16 protein-coding genes and 1 pseudogene are annotated in these 15,201 nt (G+C 64.2%); 9 read left to right on the top strand and 8 right to left on the bottom strand.

All coding sequences use genetic code 11. From position 1 onward, the window contains the following. Window positions 1–114 precede the first annotated feature (114 nt). From EH240_RS01910 to EH240_RS01920, 3 genes are read left to right on the top strand one after another with little or no spacing between them, the layout of a single operon-like run. On the top strand, window positions 115–1,401 hold the full coding sequence (locus EH240_RS01910; RefSeq protein WP_124995728.1) for an efflux RND transporter periplasmic adaptor subunit: 1,287 nt from the start codon (window positions 115–117) through the stop codon (window positions 1,399–1,401). Window positions 1,402–1,406: 5 nt separating this feature from the next. Further along, on the top strand, window positions 1,407–2,111 hold the full coding sequence (locus EH240_RS01915) for an ABC transporter ATP-binding protein (RefSeq protein WP_167483899.1): 705 nt from the start codon (window positions 1,407–1,409) through the stop codon (window positions 2,109–2,111). Then, complete coding sequence (locus tag EH240_RS01920; RefSeq protein ID WP_124995730.1) at window positions 2,108–3,325, top strand: ABC transporter permease; 1,218 nt, start codon at window positions 2,108–2,110, stop codon at window positions 3,323–3,325. The genes EH240_RS01915 and EH240_RS01920 overlap by 4 nt, the downstream gene beginning before the upstream one ends. Before the next feature lie 32 nt (window positions 3,326–3,357). On the opposite strand, the gene EH240_RS01925 is transcribed toward EH240_RS01920, so the two are convergent. After that, window positions 3,358–4,077, bottom strand: coding sequence for an NUDIX hydrolase (locus EH240_RS01925; RefSeq protein WP_124995731.1), 720 nt, complete (start codon window positions 4,075–4,077; stop codon window positions 3,358–3,360). A gap of 5 nt (window positions 4,078–4,082) precedes the next feature. After that, window positions 4,083–5,195 (bottom strand): endonuclease/exonuclease/phosphatase family protein, encoded by a 1,113-nt coding sequence (locus tag EH240_RS01930; protein ID WP_124995732.1) that lies wholly within the window; start codon window positions 5,193–5,195, stop codon window positions 4,083–4,085. 179 nt (window positions 5,196–5,374) lie between these two features. On the opposite strand from EH240_RS01930, the gene EH240_RS01935 reads away from it, so the two are divergent. Further along, window positions 5,375–5,962 (top strand): BA14K family protein, encoded by a 588-nt coding sequence (locus EH240_RS01935; protein ID WP_124995733.1) that lies wholly within the window; start codon window positions 5,375–5,377, stop codon window positions 5,960–5,962. A 170-nt stretch (window positions 5,963–6,132) separates the two neighbouring features. Next, complete coding sequence (locus EH240_RS01940; protein ID WP_124995734.1) at window positions 6,133–6,417, top strand: PilZ domain-containing protein; 285 nt, start codon at window positions 6,133–6,135, stop codon at window positions 6,415–6,417. Window positions 6,418–6,573: 156 nt separating this feature from the next. Here the strand turns inward: EH240_RS01940 and ilvC are convergent, their stop codons facing one another. Together ilvC and EH240_RS01950 are read right to left on the bottom strand one after the other, a co-directional pair. Then, the gene (ilvC, locus tag EH240_RS01945) at window positions 6,574–7,593 is read right to left on the bottom strand and encodes a ketol-acid reductoisomerase (protein WP_124995735.1); all 1,020 of its coding nucleotides are present in this window, start codon (window positions 7,591–7,593) and stop codon (window positions 6,574–6,576) included. A 26-nt stretch (window positions 7,594–7,619) separates the two neighbouring features. Beyond that, window positions 7,620–8,288: a TetR/AcrR family transcriptional regulator gene (locus EH240_RS01950; protein ID WP_124995736.1), complete on the bottom strand. Its 669-nt coding sequence runs from the start codon at window positions 8,286–8,288 to the stop codon at window positions 7,620–7,622. Between the two features lie 132 nt (window positions 8,289–8,420). Here EH240_RS01950 and EH240_RS01955 point away from each other — a divergent pair, with 132 nt between their 5' ends. Then, complete coding sequence (locus tag EH240_RS01955; RefSeq protein ID WP_167483900.1) at window positions 8,421–8,852, top strand: anthrone oxygenase family protein; 432 nt, start codon at window positions 8,421–8,423, stop codon at window positions 8,850–8,852. Between the two features lie 22 nt (window positions 8,853–8,874). On the opposite strand, the gene EH240_RS01960 is transcribed toward EH240_RS01955, so the two are convergent. Next, window positions 8,875–9,330: a MarR family winged helix-turn-helix transcriptional regulator gene (locus EH240_RS01960; protein WP_124995738.1), complete on the bottom strand. Its 456-nt coding sequence runs from the start codon at window positions 9,328–9,330 to the stop codon at window positions 8,875–8,877. Window positions 9,331–9,427: 97 nt separating this feature from the next. On the opposite strand from EH240_RS01960, the gene EH240_RS01965 reads away from it, so the two are divergent. Together EH240_RS01965 and EH240_RS01970 are read left to right on the top strand one after the other, a co-directional pair. After that, window positions 9,428–9,733, top strand: coding sequence for a Rieske (2Fe-2S) protein (locus EH240_RS01965; RefSeq protein WP_124995739.1), 306 nt, complete (start codon window positions 9,428–9,430; stop codon window positions 9,731–9,733). Window position 9,734: 1 nt separating this feature from the next. Further along, on the top strand, window positions 9,735–10,454 hold the full coding sequence (locus EH240_RS01970; protein WP_167483894.1) for a glutathione S-transferase family protein: 720 nt from the start codon (window positions 9,735–9,737) through the stop codon (window positions 10,452–10,454). Here EH240_RS01970 and EH240_RS01975 read toward each other — a convergent pair. Then, a pseudogene (locus EH240_RS01975) lies at window positions 10,342–11,636 on the bottom strand (FAD-dependent oxidoreductase). The gene EH240_RS01970 and the pseudogene EH240_RS01975 sit on opposite strands and share 113 nt — an antisense overlap. 92 nt (window positions 11,637–11,728) lie before the next feature. After that, a complete protein-coding gene (locus EH240_RS01980; protein ID WP_124995741.1) occupies window positions 11,729–12,139 on the bottom strand; it encodes a winged helix-turn-helix transcriptional regulator in 411 nt (136 codons plus the stop codon). 169 nt (window positions 12,140–12,308) lie between these two features. On the opposite strand from EH240_RS01980, the gene EH240_RS01985 reads away from it, so the two are divergent. Next, window positions 12,309–13,220: an SDR family oxidoreductase gene (locus EH240_RS01985; RefSeq protein ID WP_124995742.1), complete on the top strand. Its 912-nt coding sequence runs from the start codon at window positions 12,309–12,311 to the stop codon at window positions 13,218–13,220. A gap of 47 nt (window positions 13,221–13,267) precedes the next feature. Here the strand turns inward: EH240_RS01985 and EH240_RS01990 are convergent, their stop codons facing one another. Further along, complete coding sequence (locus EH240_RS01990) at window positions 13,268–15,187, bottom strand: potassium transporter Kup (RefSeq protein ID WP_124995743.1); 1,920 nt, start codon at window positions 15,185–15,187, stop codon at window positions 13,268–13,270. Window positions 15,188–15,201 lie beyond the last annotated feature (14 nt).

Raw genomic sequence — 15,201 nt, forward strand, 5'->3', positions numbered from 1 at the left:
ATCCCGATTTTCTGCCTCAATCCCAACATGAGGGAAATTTAATTTGAAATTCGAACCTTAAAGCCTGATTTGTGCACGGATAGGGACATCAATTTTCCGTTATAGGGGTCCGGCGTGGACCAGGTTGTCAATCCGCCAAAGGCGGAATCCGGTACTTCGATCGAGGCGGCTCTGGGGCTCGACGGCAAGGGTGTGAGCCGCAAGCGTCGCCGCGGCTGGCTTTACACGCTGCTGGCGCTGGCGATCGTGGCGATCGCGATCGGCCTCTACCGGTGGAACGCGGCCTCGACGCCCCGGATCGAATACACGACCGCTCCGGCGGCCGTCGCCGACCTGACCGTCCAGGTGTCGGCAACCGGCACGCTGCAGCCGCTGACGCAGGTCGATATCTCCAGCGAGCTTTCCGGTGTTGTCCGCTCGGTCGCGGTCAACGAGAACCAGCAGGTCAAGAAGGGCGACGTGCTGGCGACGCTCGACACTGCCAAGCTCGAGGTCCAGATCGAACGCGCCACCGCCTCGGCCAAGGCGGCAGCGGCGGCCGTCGAGAATGCCAAGGTCACGTTGCAGGAAAACGAGAACGCGGTGGCGCGCGCCAGCGCGCTAACCAAGCGCGGCATGGCGACGGACCAGTCGCTCGAGGCAGCGACCGCGACGCGCGACCGCTCCAAGGCAGCGCTCGACAGCGCCGAAGCCAATCTGGCCATCGCCCAGGCTGATCTGAAGGCGCAGCAGACCGACCTTGCCAAGAGCACGATCTACGCGCCGATCGACGGCATCGTGCTCACGCGCTCGGTTGATCCCGGACAGACGGTCGCCTCTTCGCTGCAGGCACCGGTGCTCTTCGTCATCGCCGCCGACTTGCGGAACATGGAGCTGCAGGCGGCGGTGGACGAGGCCGATATCGGCCAGGTCAAGCCCGGCCAGCATGCCCGCTTCACGGTCGACGCTTTCCCGGACCGTCCCTTCGACGCCGAGATCCGCGACATCTCCTACGCCTCCGTCACCACCGACGGCGTCGTCACCTACAATGCACGGCTGGAAGTCGACAACGGCGAACTTCTGCTCAGGCCCGGCATGACCGCCACGGTCGCGGTGGTGACCAAGCAGGCCAAGGGTGTGCTGACCGTTCCGGCCACCGCCTTCCGCTATCGCCCGATCCAACAGGCGGCGCGCGGCTGGAGCCTGAGCGACCTGTTCACCGGCCGCATGGGCCGTCCCAACCGGCAGCGCGAGGCGACGAAGGCGCCGACCGACGGCTCGCGCACGCTCTACGTGCTGGAAAACGGAAGGCCGCATCCGGTCAACGTCAAGATCGGGTCGACCGACGGCGAACTGACCGAGATCACGTCGGGCCTCGAGGAAGGCGCCTACGTCATCACCGGCTCGCAGCAGCGGAGTTGACTATGATGTCGGCTCCCCTGCTCATCACGTTCGACAAGGTCTGGAAGAGTTATGGCGAGGGCGAGGCGCGCGTGCATGCGCTTGCCGGCGTCGATCTTGCGATACGCAGAAGTGAGTTCGTCGCCATCATGGGGCCGTCCGGCTCGGGCAAATCGACGGCCATGAACATCATCGGCTGCCTCGACACGCCGTCGGCCGGAATCTACAGCTTCATGGGCGTCGATGCCGGCCGGCTCGACCGCAACCGCCGCGCCCTGCTGCGCAACCTCTATGTCGGCTTCGTCTTCCAGGGCTACAATCTCCTGCCCCGCACGACGGCGGCTGAAAACGTCGAGCTGCCGCTGATCTATCGCGGCGTTTCCGCTCGCGAGCGCCGGGAGCTGGCCATGCAGGCGCTCGCCCAGGTAGGGCTGGTCGGACGCGAGCACCACACGCCGGCCGAGCTGTCGGGCGGCCAGCAGCAGCGCGTGGCGATCGCTCGCGCCATCGTCACCCGGCCGACGCTGCTCGTTGCCGACGAGCCGACCGGCAATCTGGACACCGCGCGCACGCATGAGATCATGGAATTGCTCACCAGGCTGAACGCCGAGCTCGGCCTCACCATCGTCATGGTCACCCATGAAGCGGATGTCGCAGCTTATGCCGAGCGCACGATCCGCTTCCTCGACGGCCACGTCGCCGCGGACACCGCGAACGCGGAGGCGGCATGATCTGGGAAACGGTCCGCCTTTCGCTGATTTCCATCCGCAAGAACGTGCTGCGCTCGTTCCTGACGCTGCTCGGCATCGTCATCGGCGTCGCCGCTGTCATCGCCATGCTGACCATCGGCTCGGGCACCACCGAGAAGGTCAAGGCCGACATTTCCAAGCTCGGCAGCAATCTTCTCGTCGTCCGCGCCGGCCGTCCCGCCGGGCCCGGCGGACCGGGCGGGCTCGACCAGGTCACGCGTCCGCTGGCCGAAAAGGATGTTACGGCACTCGTTGCGCATTTGAGCGGCGCGCGCGCCATCGCGCCAGCCTCGCAGAAGCAGGTCCGCGTCATCTTCGGCACGGAGAGCCTGACGTCGGGCGTCACCGGCACCGACAGCGCCTATCTCGACGCGCGCGACTGGAAGCTGGTTTCCGGCCGTCCGTTCAGCGATTCCGAGACGCGCGCCGGCGCCGGCGTGTGCCTGATCGGAGAGACGGTACGTCAGCAATTCTTCGGCGCCGGCGACCCGGAAGGCGAGATCATCCGCGTCAACCGCACCTCCTGCAGGATCATCGGCCTGCTCGAGCCGAAAGGGTACACCGGCTTCGGCCAGGACCAGGACAATGTCGTGCTGATGCCGCTTGCCGCCTACCAGCGGCGCATCGCAGGCAACCGCGATATCGACAACATCTACATCGCCGCCGATGACCGCACGCCGACCACCGAACTGCAGCCGCGCGCCGAGGACATCCTGCGCGACACGCGCCGCATCACGCCCGACCGCGATCCCGATTTCTCGATCCGCGACATGACCCAGATCGCCGACGCCATGGCCAGCGCCACCACCACCATGACCGGCATGCTCGGCGCTGTCGCCGGCGTCAGCTTGCTTGTCGGCGGCATCGGCATCATGAACATCATGCTGGTGTCGGTCACCGAGCGCACGCGCGAGATCGGCATCAGGCTGGCGATCGGCGCGCACGAAAAGCACATCCTCATCCAGTTCCTGGTCGAGGCGACGGTGCTGTCGCTGCTCGGCGGCATCATCGGCATCCTGATCGGCCTGGCGCTCGCCGGGCTCGCTTCGGCGACGCTGACTATACCGTTCGCGCCGAGTCCGGCGGTGATCCTGCTTGCCGTCGGCTTCTCGGCGCTGATCGGCATGGTCTTCGGCTTCTTCCCGGCCTTGCGCGGCGCCAGGCTCGACCCGATCGACGCGCTACGGCATGAGTGACATGAGTGACGCCTCGCCTGCCCGCAACCGTTTCAGGCCAGCTCGTTGGCAAAATGCCATTCTATCAGCGGCTTCATATGGCCCATCAGGCCGTCGGGCAGGTCACCGGCATGGCGGATAATGACCGGACTCTCGATCTCCGGCTGGGCCTCCGTGGCGACGAAGGCGCTGATGCGCCGCGCAACCTCTTCGGCCGGCTCTGGAACATGATAGCGGCGGAAGATCACCGTGCCGCTCGATGTCGATAGCGCATGGTAGCGCTGCCCGCGCCGAGCCGCCGAAAGGTCGATCCCGGTTTCCTCGCCCACCTCGCGGATCATGTTGAAGTCGACATCGACGAGACCTTCGCGGAAATCGACCGGCTCGAAGGAGCCGGCGGCGAAGTAGACGCGGCCGGCATTGACCGTGTGCGAGCCCATGCGGATCGCCACCAGCGCATTGTCGCCGGCGACCAGCACGGCATGCGCATAGGCATGTTCGGCGCCGCTCAGCTCGGGGCTTTTGCGCCACAGCATGAAGGTCGAGTACCTCACCGCATGGCAGCGGCCGACGAGCCGGCTGTCGCGATAGCTGAGCGCCGAAAGCAGCACCACCGTGCCGTCGAAGAGCGCCGGCTTGGCCGCCATTTCGCGCCGCCAGTTCTCGGCGATCGCCGCCTCGTTGTTGCGTTCGAAGGGATGAGGATTTGGGTCGAGCCGCACGTCGACGTCGTCGACCGGCAAGATGACGTTGCGCGGCAGGTCGAAGCTCACGGGGCTCAGGCCATGTCCAGGGTGATCACCACCGGGCAATGGTCGGAGGCTTTCGGCCTGTCCCAGCCGGCCCGCGGGAAACGTTCGACTTCCTGACCGGACGGAAAGATGGTGCGCCATGGCTGGCCGTGGCGGATGATCTCCGGAACCGCGGTCGCGTTCTTCGCCGCCAGCGCCTTCGACAGCAGGATATAGTCCAGCTGGCACAGGTGCCGCTCCTCCGGCCCGCGCGTGTGATAAAAACTCCAGCGGTCCATCTCGGGCCGCCGCTCGACGACATTTTCGCAAAAGCCGCCGGCGGTCAGAACGTTGATCGAGGACTGGGCTTCGTCGACGACCTGGAAGCGGTAGCCGTCGAAGCTGTCGCCTTCGATCTTCACGCGCTGCCGGTAATCATTCATGTCGCCGCAGATCGCCCAGCGCTTGTCGGCCGCATAATCCTTGCCGAAACGGTCCTCGATAATGCGGCGCACGGCCTGCGCCTCGGCGATGCGCAACGGCATCGTCGCCTCGCGGCCATCGAGCCCGTTGCGTGGCGAGCCCATCGATTTGAAATGCACCAGGTAGAGCGTCAGCGGCACGCCGCCAACCGTCACGTCGATTTCCAGGCAGTCCCGCCGGAAGATACGTTCGTTGGCCAGATGCCCGAGCGCCAGCAGCTCCGGCGTGAACAGGCCGAACTGCTCGAACGTGACATAGGCATGGCTGGTCATGCGCACGAATTCGATCGGCTGGCCCTGCGCGGTCTCGCTGCGCATCATCACGGCGACGTCGATGCCGCGCGAGTCGTTGCCGGCGGTGGTGTATTTCTGGCGGTATCCCTGCCCGATCATCTTGAAGAGATAGCCATATTCGAAGGCCTTCAGCGCCTCGATATTGTCGACCTCCTGCATGCAGATGATGTCGGCGCGGGTTGCGGCTATGGCGAGCGCGGTAAGCTGGCGGGTGTCGTCGGACTGGGCGATGGTGCGCGCCTGTTCGAGCAGCCTGTACTCGGCCTCGCTCTGGATATCGAACAGCGCCAGCGTCCGGTCCTCGTTGAGCTGGTTGCGATAGCCGGAGAAATCGAACCTGTTCATCAGGTTCTCGACGTTGAAGGTAGCGAGGCGCAGCGACATGGCCGCGACCTTTGCCTGCAAGCGGGCGCGAAGACAAGAGCCTGATCCCTACCCGCTAAGGTTGATCCATCATGGTTGACGGAACCTTTCCGTTCATCCTCCGTTCAGACGGAAAGTTCCATCAATAGGCCTCTTCCCGGGATGTTCTGGGCGTGGGGCCTGTACTCTTGGAGAGTGAAATGAAACCGCTCTTTTCTTCCCTCAGATCCGGGCTCCTTGTCCTGGGTCTTGCGGCCGGCGTGACGACACCGTCGATCGCCGGCCCGATCCTGCAACCCAATCTCTCGACTGCGACCAGCACGGCCGCGTCGCAGATCGTCCCCGTCCGCGACAGTTGGGCCGGCGGCAACAACTACTCGCCGCAGATGTATGACTGGCGCTGGCGCCGCGGTGGCGACTGGCGCGGCCGCGACTTCAGATGGCGCGGCGGCGACTTCCGCGGCCGTCATTTCTCCCGCAACTGGGACGGCGGCAGATGGGATGGCGACTGGCGCTGGCGGCATCATCGCCATCATCGCCATTTCCGTAGTGGCGACGCGGCCCTTCTGGGGCTGGGCCTCGGCCTCGGCCTGGGCGCCCTGGCCTACGGCAATTATTACGATCCCTATCCGCGCTACTATCAGCCTCGGCGCATTTACCGGACGGAGCGGCTCTCCGAGGCCCATGTCCGCTGGTGCTACGATCGCTATCGGTCCTATAGGGCCTGGGACAACACGTTCCAGCCCAACTACGGTCCGCGCCGGCAGTGCATTTCGCCCTATATCTGAGCCCGTCGGCAGGAAAAATAAAAACGGCGCCCATCGCGGCGCCGTTTTTATTTCGGCAAAGGAAACCGCCTGCGGGGCAATAACCTTAAATTCAGCAGAGACGTCTATCTGTGGTGCGGTGCCCCCACGATGACGATCGCCGTGTTGCGATCCGCTAGGACGAGCCCGCCATGGCCGAGAACAAGTTGAGAGGCAAGCACCGGCAACGCGTGCTGAAGGGCGCGGCGATCCTGACCGGCATCAACAATTCCGAGGTCAAGTGCACGGTGCGCAACATGCATCCTGGCGGCGCCGAATTGAAGGTGCCGATCGAGGCGCGCGTGCCCGACGAATTCCTGCTTTACGTGCCGACCGACGGCATCGGCTACAAGGCGATCGTCCGCTGGCGCCGCGACGACCGCATCGGCGTCGAATTCACCGGCACCGAGCCGAAGCCGCACTGGCATTACGGCTGAGCATGGACAACCCGGCGGATCGCTCCGCCGGCTCCTAAGCAATTATGCAGGCGCGAATTAGTTCTTCGCCTTGTCGACTAGGTTGCTCTTGGCGATCACCCGCGCGGCCGCAGGGCGAAGCCCGAGGACGCGCAAGGCGGAAGAACGTAGATCGCCTCAGTTCTTCGCCTTGTCGACGAGCTTGTTCTTGGCGATCCACGGCATCATCGCGCGCAGCTTGGCACCCACCTCTTCGATCTGGTGGCTGTCGTTCATACGGCGGATGCCCTTGAAGCGCGAGAGACCGGCGCGATATTCCTGCATCCATTCCGAGGTGAACTTGCCGGTCTGGATATCCTTCAGGATGCGCTTCATCTCGGCCTTGGTATCGGCGGTGATGATGCGCGGCCCCGAGACATATTCACCCCATTCGGCGGTGTTCGAGATCGAGTAGTTCATGTTGGCGATGCCGCCCTCATAGATCAGGTCGACGATCAGCTTGACCTCGTGCAGGCACTCGAAATAGGCCATTTCCGGCGCATAGCCGGCTTCCACCAGCGTCTCGAAGCCGGCGCGGATCAGTTCGACCAGGCCGCCGCACAGCACCACCTGCTCGCCGAACAGGTCGGTCTCGCATTCTTCGCGGAAGTTCGTCTCGATGATGCCCGAGCGGCCGCCGCCCACGCCGCAGGCATAGGAGAGCGCGAGGTCGAGCGCGTTGCCCGAGGCGTCCTGGTTGACGGCGACCAGGCACGGCACGCCGCCGCCCTTCTGGTATTCGCCGCGCACGGTGTGGCCGGGGCCCTTGGGCGCGATCATGACGACGTCGACCGAAGCCTTCGGCTCGATCAGGCCGAAATGCACGTTGAGGCCGTGGGCGAAGGCGATCGCCGCGCCATCGCGGATATTCGGTGCGATCTCGTTTTTGTAGATGTCGGCCTGCAATTCGTCGGGCGTCGCCATCATCATCAGGTCGGCCCATTTGGCGGCGTCCGCCACGGTCATCACCTTGAGCCCGTCGGCCTCGACCTTCTTGGCGGTCGCCGAGCCGGCCTTGAGGCCGATGGCGATCTCCTTGACGCCGGAATCCTTGAGGTTGAGCGCATGCGCCCGGCCCTGGCTTCCATAGCCGATGATGGCGACCTTCTTGCCCTTGATCAGATTGAGATCGGCGTCACGATCGTAATAGACACGCATTTTCGTCTTCCTTCCCGTTTTGAAGATCAGAGGCCTTGCGGCCGGTTGTTTGCTCCGAAAAGAGCGAGAAACTGCTGCGTCGCGCGGGCGGCGTCGCCGCCGATCGTCGCCTCGGTCAATTGCAGCCGGTCGCCGAGCAGAAGCCGGATCTGCACGTCGCGGCCGACCAGCCCGAAAAAGGTCCGGAACGCCGTCTCGGCGTCGTCGAAGTCGAGCAGCCCGGCCTGCCGTCCCGCTTCCAGCACGGGCTTCAGGCGCTTGGCCAGTGCGAAACGGCCGTTCTGCAGCACGATGGCGCCGAGATCGTCCTTGCCCTCTTTACGCTTGATCGGGCCGGCATGGCCGACAGCAACGCGGTTCAGCGCGACCGAAGTGTCGCTGGAGATCACCTTCAGCCAGTCGGACGCAAAGCGCTCAAGGCTTGCCGTCAGCGAGGCGAGGTCGAGACCTTTGCGGTCGACGGGCGCCACACGCACCTTCGAGGCCTGCCACTGCACCGTTGCCGTCAGCAGCCCGTCGCGGTCGCCGAACCATTTGTAGAGCGTTTCCTTGGAGCAGCTTGCACGCCGCGCCACCGCTGTCATGGTGAGGTTGTCACCCTCCTCCACCAGCAGGCGAAGTGCCGCGTCCAGAACGGCCTGCTGCCGCTCGGTAAGCGCTTCGCTGTTGTCGATCTCGGTGCCTGCCTGCAGCACGCTCTGTCCCGCGCTATCGAAATTCTGAAGAGTACCGTACGTTACGGTTCGGCCTCTATGCCGTATTGTCCAAAGCCATGCAAGCCCTATTTTCCGCTAGCGACTTGGATATCGAGGCTGGAGCGAGAAATGCTGGTCGGGTTGCTTGCATTGGCTGTTGCCGCCGCCTTCACCGGCGCCGCCATCTATGTCAGCGTCGCCGAACAGCCGGCACGGCTGGCGCTCGACGACAAGGCATTGCTGCGGGAGTGGCAGCCTTCCTACAAGCGCGGCGCCGCCATGCAGGCTTCCATTGCCATTGTCGCCTGCGTTCTCGGACTGATTGCCTGGTGGCAAACCGGCGTATCTGGCTTTCTGGCGGGCGCAGTGGCGATCATCCTGCCCTGGCCATGGACACTGCTGGTGATGATGCCGACCAATCGTTTGCTGGAAGCGATGAAGGTCGAGGCCGACAATCCGCACGCAAGATCAATGATCGTCAAATGGGGCAAAATGCATCTGGTCCGCGTCGCGCTTGGCGCGCTGGCGACGATCGCGTTTCTTTGGGCATCGCATCTGCCCTGAAAGCCCCGATCGGTCGGCGCATTCATTCCAGGATCGGCGGGTCGCGCAGCCGCCCGAGCAGCGCAGCCAGCGTCTCCAGTTCCTTGGCGGAAAGCCTGTCGCCCATGAGGTCGGCGATGGACGCGCCGTAGACCGCCCAGATGCGGCGGCGCGTCTCCCGCCCCGCCGGCGTGATGCGCACGGTCTGGCCGCGGCCGTCGTCCGAGACGGGCAGCTTTTCCACCAAGCCATCCGCCTCGAGCCGGGCCAGCAGCCGCGAGACGTTGTACTGCGCCAACAGCACGCGATCGATCAGCTCGAAAGGCCGCAAGCCGCCCTCGCCTGCTTCGGCGAGCTCGTGCAGCACGTCGTACCAGGCAAGCGGCGGCAGGCCGCTTGTCTTCAGCGTGTCCTCGGTCTTCTCGACCAGCTGGCGCGACACGCGCATCAGGCGACCCCAGGCTTTGATGGTTTCGGGCGAAGGAGATCTTTTCGTCATAGACGGGACTCTATTCGATAGATGCAATTGCATCAAGCTTGACGATCGATGCATCCGCGTCTACATAGATGCAATTGCATCGACAAGGAGTTCTCCGATGAAACATGAAATCTGCAAGATCGCCGACATCCCGCAGACCGGCAGTCTGGTCGCGCCTTTCTTCGGCCGCGAGGTCCATGTCTGGCGCAGCGGCGAGCGCATCCGCGCGGCTGCCAATACCTGCCTGCATTTCGGCGGGCCGCTCGACTGCAAGGACGGCGCCTTCGTCTGCCAGTGGCACGGCGCCCGCTTCGACATGGAAAGCGGCGAGCGCCTCGAAGGCCCGGCGCCGAAGGGCTCGCGCCTGATGTTCCTGTCGACCCGCGTCGAGAACGGCGCGCTGAACTATGTCTGGGGAGAGTGAGATGACGGCCAGGCTCACCCTCGTCAGCCATCACCTTTGCCCCTACGTCCAGCGCGCGGCGATCGCGCTTGCCGAGAAAGGCGTGCCGTTCGAGCGGGCGAACGTCGATCTTGCCAACAAGCCGGACTGGTTCAAAGCCGTCTCGCCCCTCGGCAAGGTGCCGTTGCTTCGTGTCGGGCGAGATGACGCGGAGGAAGTCATCTTCGAATCGGCCGTCATCCTCGAATTCCTCGAGGAGACGGAGGCCAATCCGTTGCACCCGGCCGATCCGCTCATGCGGGCCAGGCACCGCGCCTGGGTCGAATTCGGCTCGGCCATCCTCAACGCCGTAGGCCGCTTCTATTCCGCTGACGATGAGGCTGGCTTCCTCAAGGAATGCAAAGCTCTGTCCGAGATGTTCGCGCGTGTGGAGGCGGAACTGTCGGCAAGGCAGAGCGGCCCATGGTTCGCCGGCAATCGCTTCTCGCTGGTCGACGCCGTCTACGGACCGATCTTTCGCTATTTCGACACGTTCGACCGGATCGGTGATTTCGGCGTCCTGGACGGAAAGCCTCTCGTCCAGGCCTGGCGCAAGGCGTTGAGCGAACGGCAATCGGTGAAGGAGGCCGTCAGTCCGGACTATCCGCTGCGGTTGCGCGCCTTCCTGCGGGCAAAGGCATCCTATCTGTCGCAGATGATCCGGCTGCAGGCCATTGCAACTCCGCAAGCCCGATCCGCCTGAACGGGTTAATCACCGTTCCGGCAACCATGGCGGCGAGGATTTGCGGCCCCGGCGGGACCTTCGCCAGCGCCGCCACCAGCCGGTCGCGCAGGAACGGCAACACGGCGGAGTCCGACTGGTAGAACGGCGTCAACGACAACGACAGCGCCTGGAAGACCCGCACGTGCCAGCGGCGTGTCCTTGCATAAGTTTCCAGCGCTTCGTCGATGTCGCCCGTTCGCGCCAACGCATGGCTGAGTGCTGCCGCGTCGAGCAGCGCCATGTTCGCGCCTTGCCCGAGCTGCGGGCTGGTCGAATGGGCGGCGTCGCCGATAACCGCCAGCCGCCGGCCGGCCGGCAACGTCATCGTGTGGTGGCCGTAGCGGGCGAGCGAGAGCTGCTCGAAACTGTCGATCTGGCTGGTGAAGGCCTCGCATTGCGGCCAGACCGAAACCACCCTCGCCTTCCAGGCATCGAGGCCTGCGGCCTTCACCTGCTCCGCATCGGCCGGCTTCAGGCTCCAGAAGAAGGCTGCCATGGCTCCCGCGCCAGGGTCCGGCCGGCCGATCGGCAGCACGCCGACCATGATGCTTGCCTTGTCGTAGCGCTGCAGCAGCGCCTTTTCGTCGAAGCCGTCGCGCCAACCGAGTGAGGCCCAGAAGGCTCCGTAGGCAAGCGAGCGCGGCATGGCCAAGTCGCCGAGGCTTTGCCGCAACTCGATTTCGTGCCGCTGGCATCGACCACAAGGTCGAACAGACCCAGCCGTCTTCCATTGACGCAAGCGAGCGTTGCGCGCTCACCTTGCTCAAGCGTCTCGATCTCGACATTGGTTTCGATGGGAATTTCGGCGCGCCGGGAGGCACGATAAAGCGCGCCGAACAGCGCCGCACGGTGCACCGCAAGACCGAATCGGCGGCCGCGCCGCACATCGTAGCGAACGTCGAGCACCGTTCGCCCGCTTTTGGCGTCGGTGCCATGCAGCCGCTCGATGCGGCTTCCCAGCGAAAGGATCTCGTCGAGCAGGCCCAGGTCGCCGAGCACCGTCAGCCCGGTCGGCTGCAGCATCAGACCCGAACCGACAGGCTTCGGCTCGTCGAAGCGCTCGAAGACGGTGACCCTGTGCCCTGCCCGCTTGAGATAGAGCGCCGCGGCCAGTCCAGCCGGACCGGCGCCGGCAATCGCGATCTCGTAAGACTTGCTCATTGCCCCCAACCCGAACCGGCGCGGGGAACAATCCCGCACCGAAAGCGCCAGATCAAGCGGCGCTTTGACGCTTATCCAAAGGGAGGAAAAGCTCAGGCCTGCGCGGCATCGAAGGCGGCGCGTGCCTCGCGCACCGCATCATGGTTGAGCTCGGCCCATTGGATGAGCAGTTGCAGCGGCGCGAACATCGAGCGGCCGAGATCGGTGAGGCTGTATTCGACGCTCGGCGGCTTGGTCGGAAAGACCTCGCGATGCACATAGCCGTCGCGCTGCAGGTCGTAGAGCGTCTGCGTCAGCATACGCTGCGAGATATCGGGCACCAGGCGGCGCAACTCCCCGAACCGGTAAGGCTTCTCGGCCAAAGCCATGACCAGCAGCGAGCTCCATTTGCCGCTGATGCCCTGGATCACGTCGCGAACCGGGCAATCGCCGAAATTGCCGCCGCCGGTCATGGCCTTGTAGACCTCGAGCTTCGATTTCAGGTTGAAGATCTTGCTGTCCATCGCGACGTTCCGTTGGGCGAATGACGGCCGGCCGGTGGTTCCCGGGCTGTGCCTACCTCCCGAAAAACTGCCTTCTTTACGGCCTCTGGTCAATTCCTATTTTAGCGCTGGTCTCTTTTTGAGACCATAACCATACCCGCCCTTCGACGCAATTTTCAGGAACCTCCCCATGACCGAAACCCTTCTCGTTACCGGCGTTTCCGGCCATCTCGGCCGCGCCGTCGTCAACTATCTGCTGGACGCGCAAAAGGTCGCGCCGGCCAGCATCATCGCCACCACGCGCAATCCTGAAAACCTCGCCGATCTGGCGGCTTTGGGGATCACCGTCAGCGCGGCCGATTTCGACAACCAAGCCTCGCTGGAGAAGGCATTCAAGGGCGCCGACCGGGTGCTGATCATTTCGACCGGCGAGCTCGACCTGAAGAGCGACCGGCGCCTCAAGCAGCATCAGGCAGCGGTGGCAGCGGCCAAGGCAGCCGGTGTCTCGCGCCTGCTCTACACCTCGATGCCCAATCCCGAGCCGGTCTCGCCGGTGCTGTTTGCCGGCGACCACTACGGCACCGAGCAGGCGATCGAGGCGAGCGGCATTGCCTACACCGTCTTCCGCAACGGCTGGTATCAGGAGAACCTGTTCATGGCGCTGCCGCACGCCATCTCGTCGGGCAAGTGGTACACGTCGGCCGGCGACGGGCGCATCGCGCACGGCGCGCGCGACGACATGGCCGCCGCGATCGCCGCCAGCCTCGCTTCCGGCTCGACGGAGAGCCGCATCTACACGCTCACCGGTCCGCATGCTTACACGACCAACGAAATCGCCGCCTTGGTAACCGAAGTCACCGGCAAGCCGCTGGAGGTTATCCAGGTGCCTGACCAGGCTCTGACCGAGGGCGTCAAGGCGGCCGGCTTGCCTGAGGACTTTGCTCGCATCATCGTCTCCTTCGACGCCAACACGCGCTCCGGCCGCATCGGCATGGTGACCGATGCGATCGAGACGTTGTCCGGCCGCAAGCCGCAAACGCTGAAGCAGTTCCTCGAAGCGAACAAGGCAGCGCTCGCCAATCCGGACCAGCCGCATCATTGACAGTTGGCTGCGCCAGGAAGGCCGTGTCTTCAGGCACGGCCTTCTAATTAGATGGCCACCTGCGTGCCGATCTCGACGACGCGCCCCGTGGGAATCTGGAAGTACTCCGTCGCATCCGCCGCTGTTTTCGCAAGGCCGATGAACAGCCTGTCCTGCCAGACCGGCATGCCGGAATTGGGCGAGGCTTTCAGCGAGCGCCGCGACAGGAAGAAGGACGTCGTCATGATATCGAACTTCCAGCCCTGCTTGCGGCAGATCGCGAGCGCCCGCGGAATGTTCGGCTGCTCCATGTAGCCGAAAGTCAGCGTCACCCGCATGAACAACTCGTTGACGGTCTCCAGCTTCACCCGCTCGCTGTCCGGCACGACAGGTTGCGGCGCCGTCACCACGGAAAGGATGACGTTCTTCTCGTGCAGCACTTTGTAGTGCTTGAGACTGTGCATCAGCGCCGTCGGCGCGCTCAGCGGATCGCTGGTCAGGAACACGGCGGTGCCCGACACCACTTGGGGTTTCTTCTTCAGAAGGTTCGCCGCCAGGAAGTCGAGCGGGATCTCGTTGCGGCGGGTCTTGTCGAAGAGATAGCGGGTGCCGCGTATCCAGGTCCACATGGTCATGATGATGGCGAAGGCCACTGCCAGTGACGACCAGCCGCCTTCGAATACCTTGACGATGTTGGAAGCGAAGAAGCCGATGTCGATGAAGGCGAACAGCGCAGTCAGCGACGCGGCGAGCCAGAGCTGCCACTTCCAGATGCGCGTCATGACGACGAACAGCAGCGTCGTCGTCACCAGCATGTTGCCGGTGACGGAAATGCCGTAGGCCGAGGCCAGCCTGCTGGATTCGCCGAAGCCGACCACCAGGAGCATCACCACCAGCGCCAGCAGCAGATTGACGCGCGGCATGAAGATCTGGCCGGACTGCCTTTCCGACGTGTGCAGGATCTCGAGGCGCGGCAGCATGTTGAGCTGCACCGCTTGCCTGGTCAGCGAATAGGCGCCGGAGATCACCGCCTGGCTGGCAATGACCGTCGCCGCGGTCGCCAGCACCACCATCGGGATCAGTGCCCAGCCTTGGTTCATCTCGAAGAACGGATGGCCGACCACGCCTTTGTTTGCCAGTATGAAGGCACCCTGCCCGGCATAGTTCAGCAGCAGGCAGGGAAACACGATCGCCAGCCACGCCAGCACGATCGGCTTGCGGCCGAAATGTCCGAGGTCGGCATAGAGCGCCTCGGCGCCGGTGACGGCCAGGAAGACGGCGCCTATGGTCACGAAGGAAACGTCAGGCGAATTGATCAGGAAGGCGACGATATGGTGTGGGCTGATTGCCCAAAGGATTTCCGGATCGTCGATGATGTGGTTGAGACCGGATAGGCCGATGGCCAGGAACCACGCGGCGGTCACCGGGCCGAACACCAATCCGACGCCGCCGGTGCCGAAGCGCTGCACCGCAAACAGTATCGCCAGAATGACCAATGTCAGCGGCACCACATAGGGCTGGAAGGTGGGCGTAACGACGTTCATGCCTTCGACCGCCGACAGCACCGAGATCGCCGGCGTGATCACGGCATCGCCGAAGAACAGCGAGGCGCCTATGATGCCGATGCCGAGAATGATCGCCGAACGAGTCGGAAAGCTGCCGCGCGCCAGCGCCATCAGCGACAGCACGCCGCCCTCTCCGCGGTTGTCGGCACGAAGCACGAACATGATATATTTTATCGTGACGGTAATGGTCAGCGACCAGATGATCAGCGACAGCACACCGAGGATATCGCCACGGGTCGCCACTTCGCCGCCGGACGAAGCGTGCAATGCCTCGCGCAACGCATAGATCGGGCTGGTCCCGATGTCGCCATAGACCACCCCGAGCGCGCCAAGCATCAGCATCTTGGTGCTGTGCTGCTCGACTTCAGAATGGCTCGATTGGTCGACGGATTCTGCCTCACTACCACTATTGGTAAGGGCCATAAACGACACTCCGA

The sequence above is a fragment of the Mesorhizobium tamadayense genome, assembly GCF_003863365.1.
GTDB lineage: Bacteria > Pseudomonadota > Alphaproteobacteria > Rhizobiales > Rhizobiaceae > Mesorhizobium > Mesorhizobium tamadayense.

Excerpts from the sequence above, each read along its gene's own strand:
- ilvC (WP_124995735.1), bottom strand. The coding sequence starts at position 7,593 with ATGCGTGTCTATTACGATCGTGACGCCGATCTCAATCTGATCAAGGGC.
- EH240_RS01965 (WP_124995739.1), top strand. The coding sequence starts at position 9,428 with ATGAAACATGAAATCTGCAAGATCGCCGACATCCCGCAGACCGGCAGT.
- EH240_RS01930 (WP_124995732.1), bottom strand. The coding sequence starts at position 5,195 with ATGTCGCTGCGCCTCGCTACCTTCAACGTCGAGAACCTGATGAACAGG.
- EH240_RS01960 (WP_124995738.1), bottom strand. The coding sequence starts at position 9,330 with ATGACGAAAAGATCTCCTTCGCCCGAAACCATCAAAGCCTGGGGTCGC.
- EH240_RS01970 (WP_167483894.1), top strand. The coding sequence starts at position 9,735 with ATGACGGCCAGGCTCACCCTCGTCAGCCATCACCTTTGCCCCTACGTC.
- EH240_RS01915 (WP_167483899.1), top strand. The coding sequence starts at position 1,407 with ATGTCGGCTCCCCTGCTCATCACGTTCGACAAGGTCTGGAAGAGTTAT.
- EH240_RS01985 (WP_124995742.1), top strand. The coding sequence starts at position 12,309 with ATGACCGAAACCCTTCTCGTTACCGGCGTTTCCGGCCATCTCGGCCGC.
- EH240_RS01990 (WP_124995743.1), bottom strand. The coding sequence starts at position 15,187 with ATGGCCCTTACCAATAGTGGTAGTGAGGCAGAATCCGTCGACCAATCG.
- EH240_RS01940 (WP_124995734.1), top strand. The coding sequence starts at position 6,133 with ATGGCCGAGAACAAGTTGAGAGGCAAGCACCGGCAACGCGTGCTGAAG.
- EH240_RS01980 (WP_124995741.1), bottom strand. The coding sequence starts at position 12,139 with ATGGACAGCAAGATCTTCAACCTGAAATCGAAGCTCGAGGTCTACAAG.
- EH240_RS01935 (WP_124995733.1), top strand. The coding sequence starts at position 5,375 with ATGAAACCGCTCTTTTCTTCCCTCAGATCCGGGCTCCTTGTCCTGGGT.
- EH240_RS01920 (WP_124995730.1), top strand. The coding sequence starts at position 2,108 with ATGATCTGGGAAACGGTCCGCCTTTCGCTGATTTCCATCCGCAAGAAC.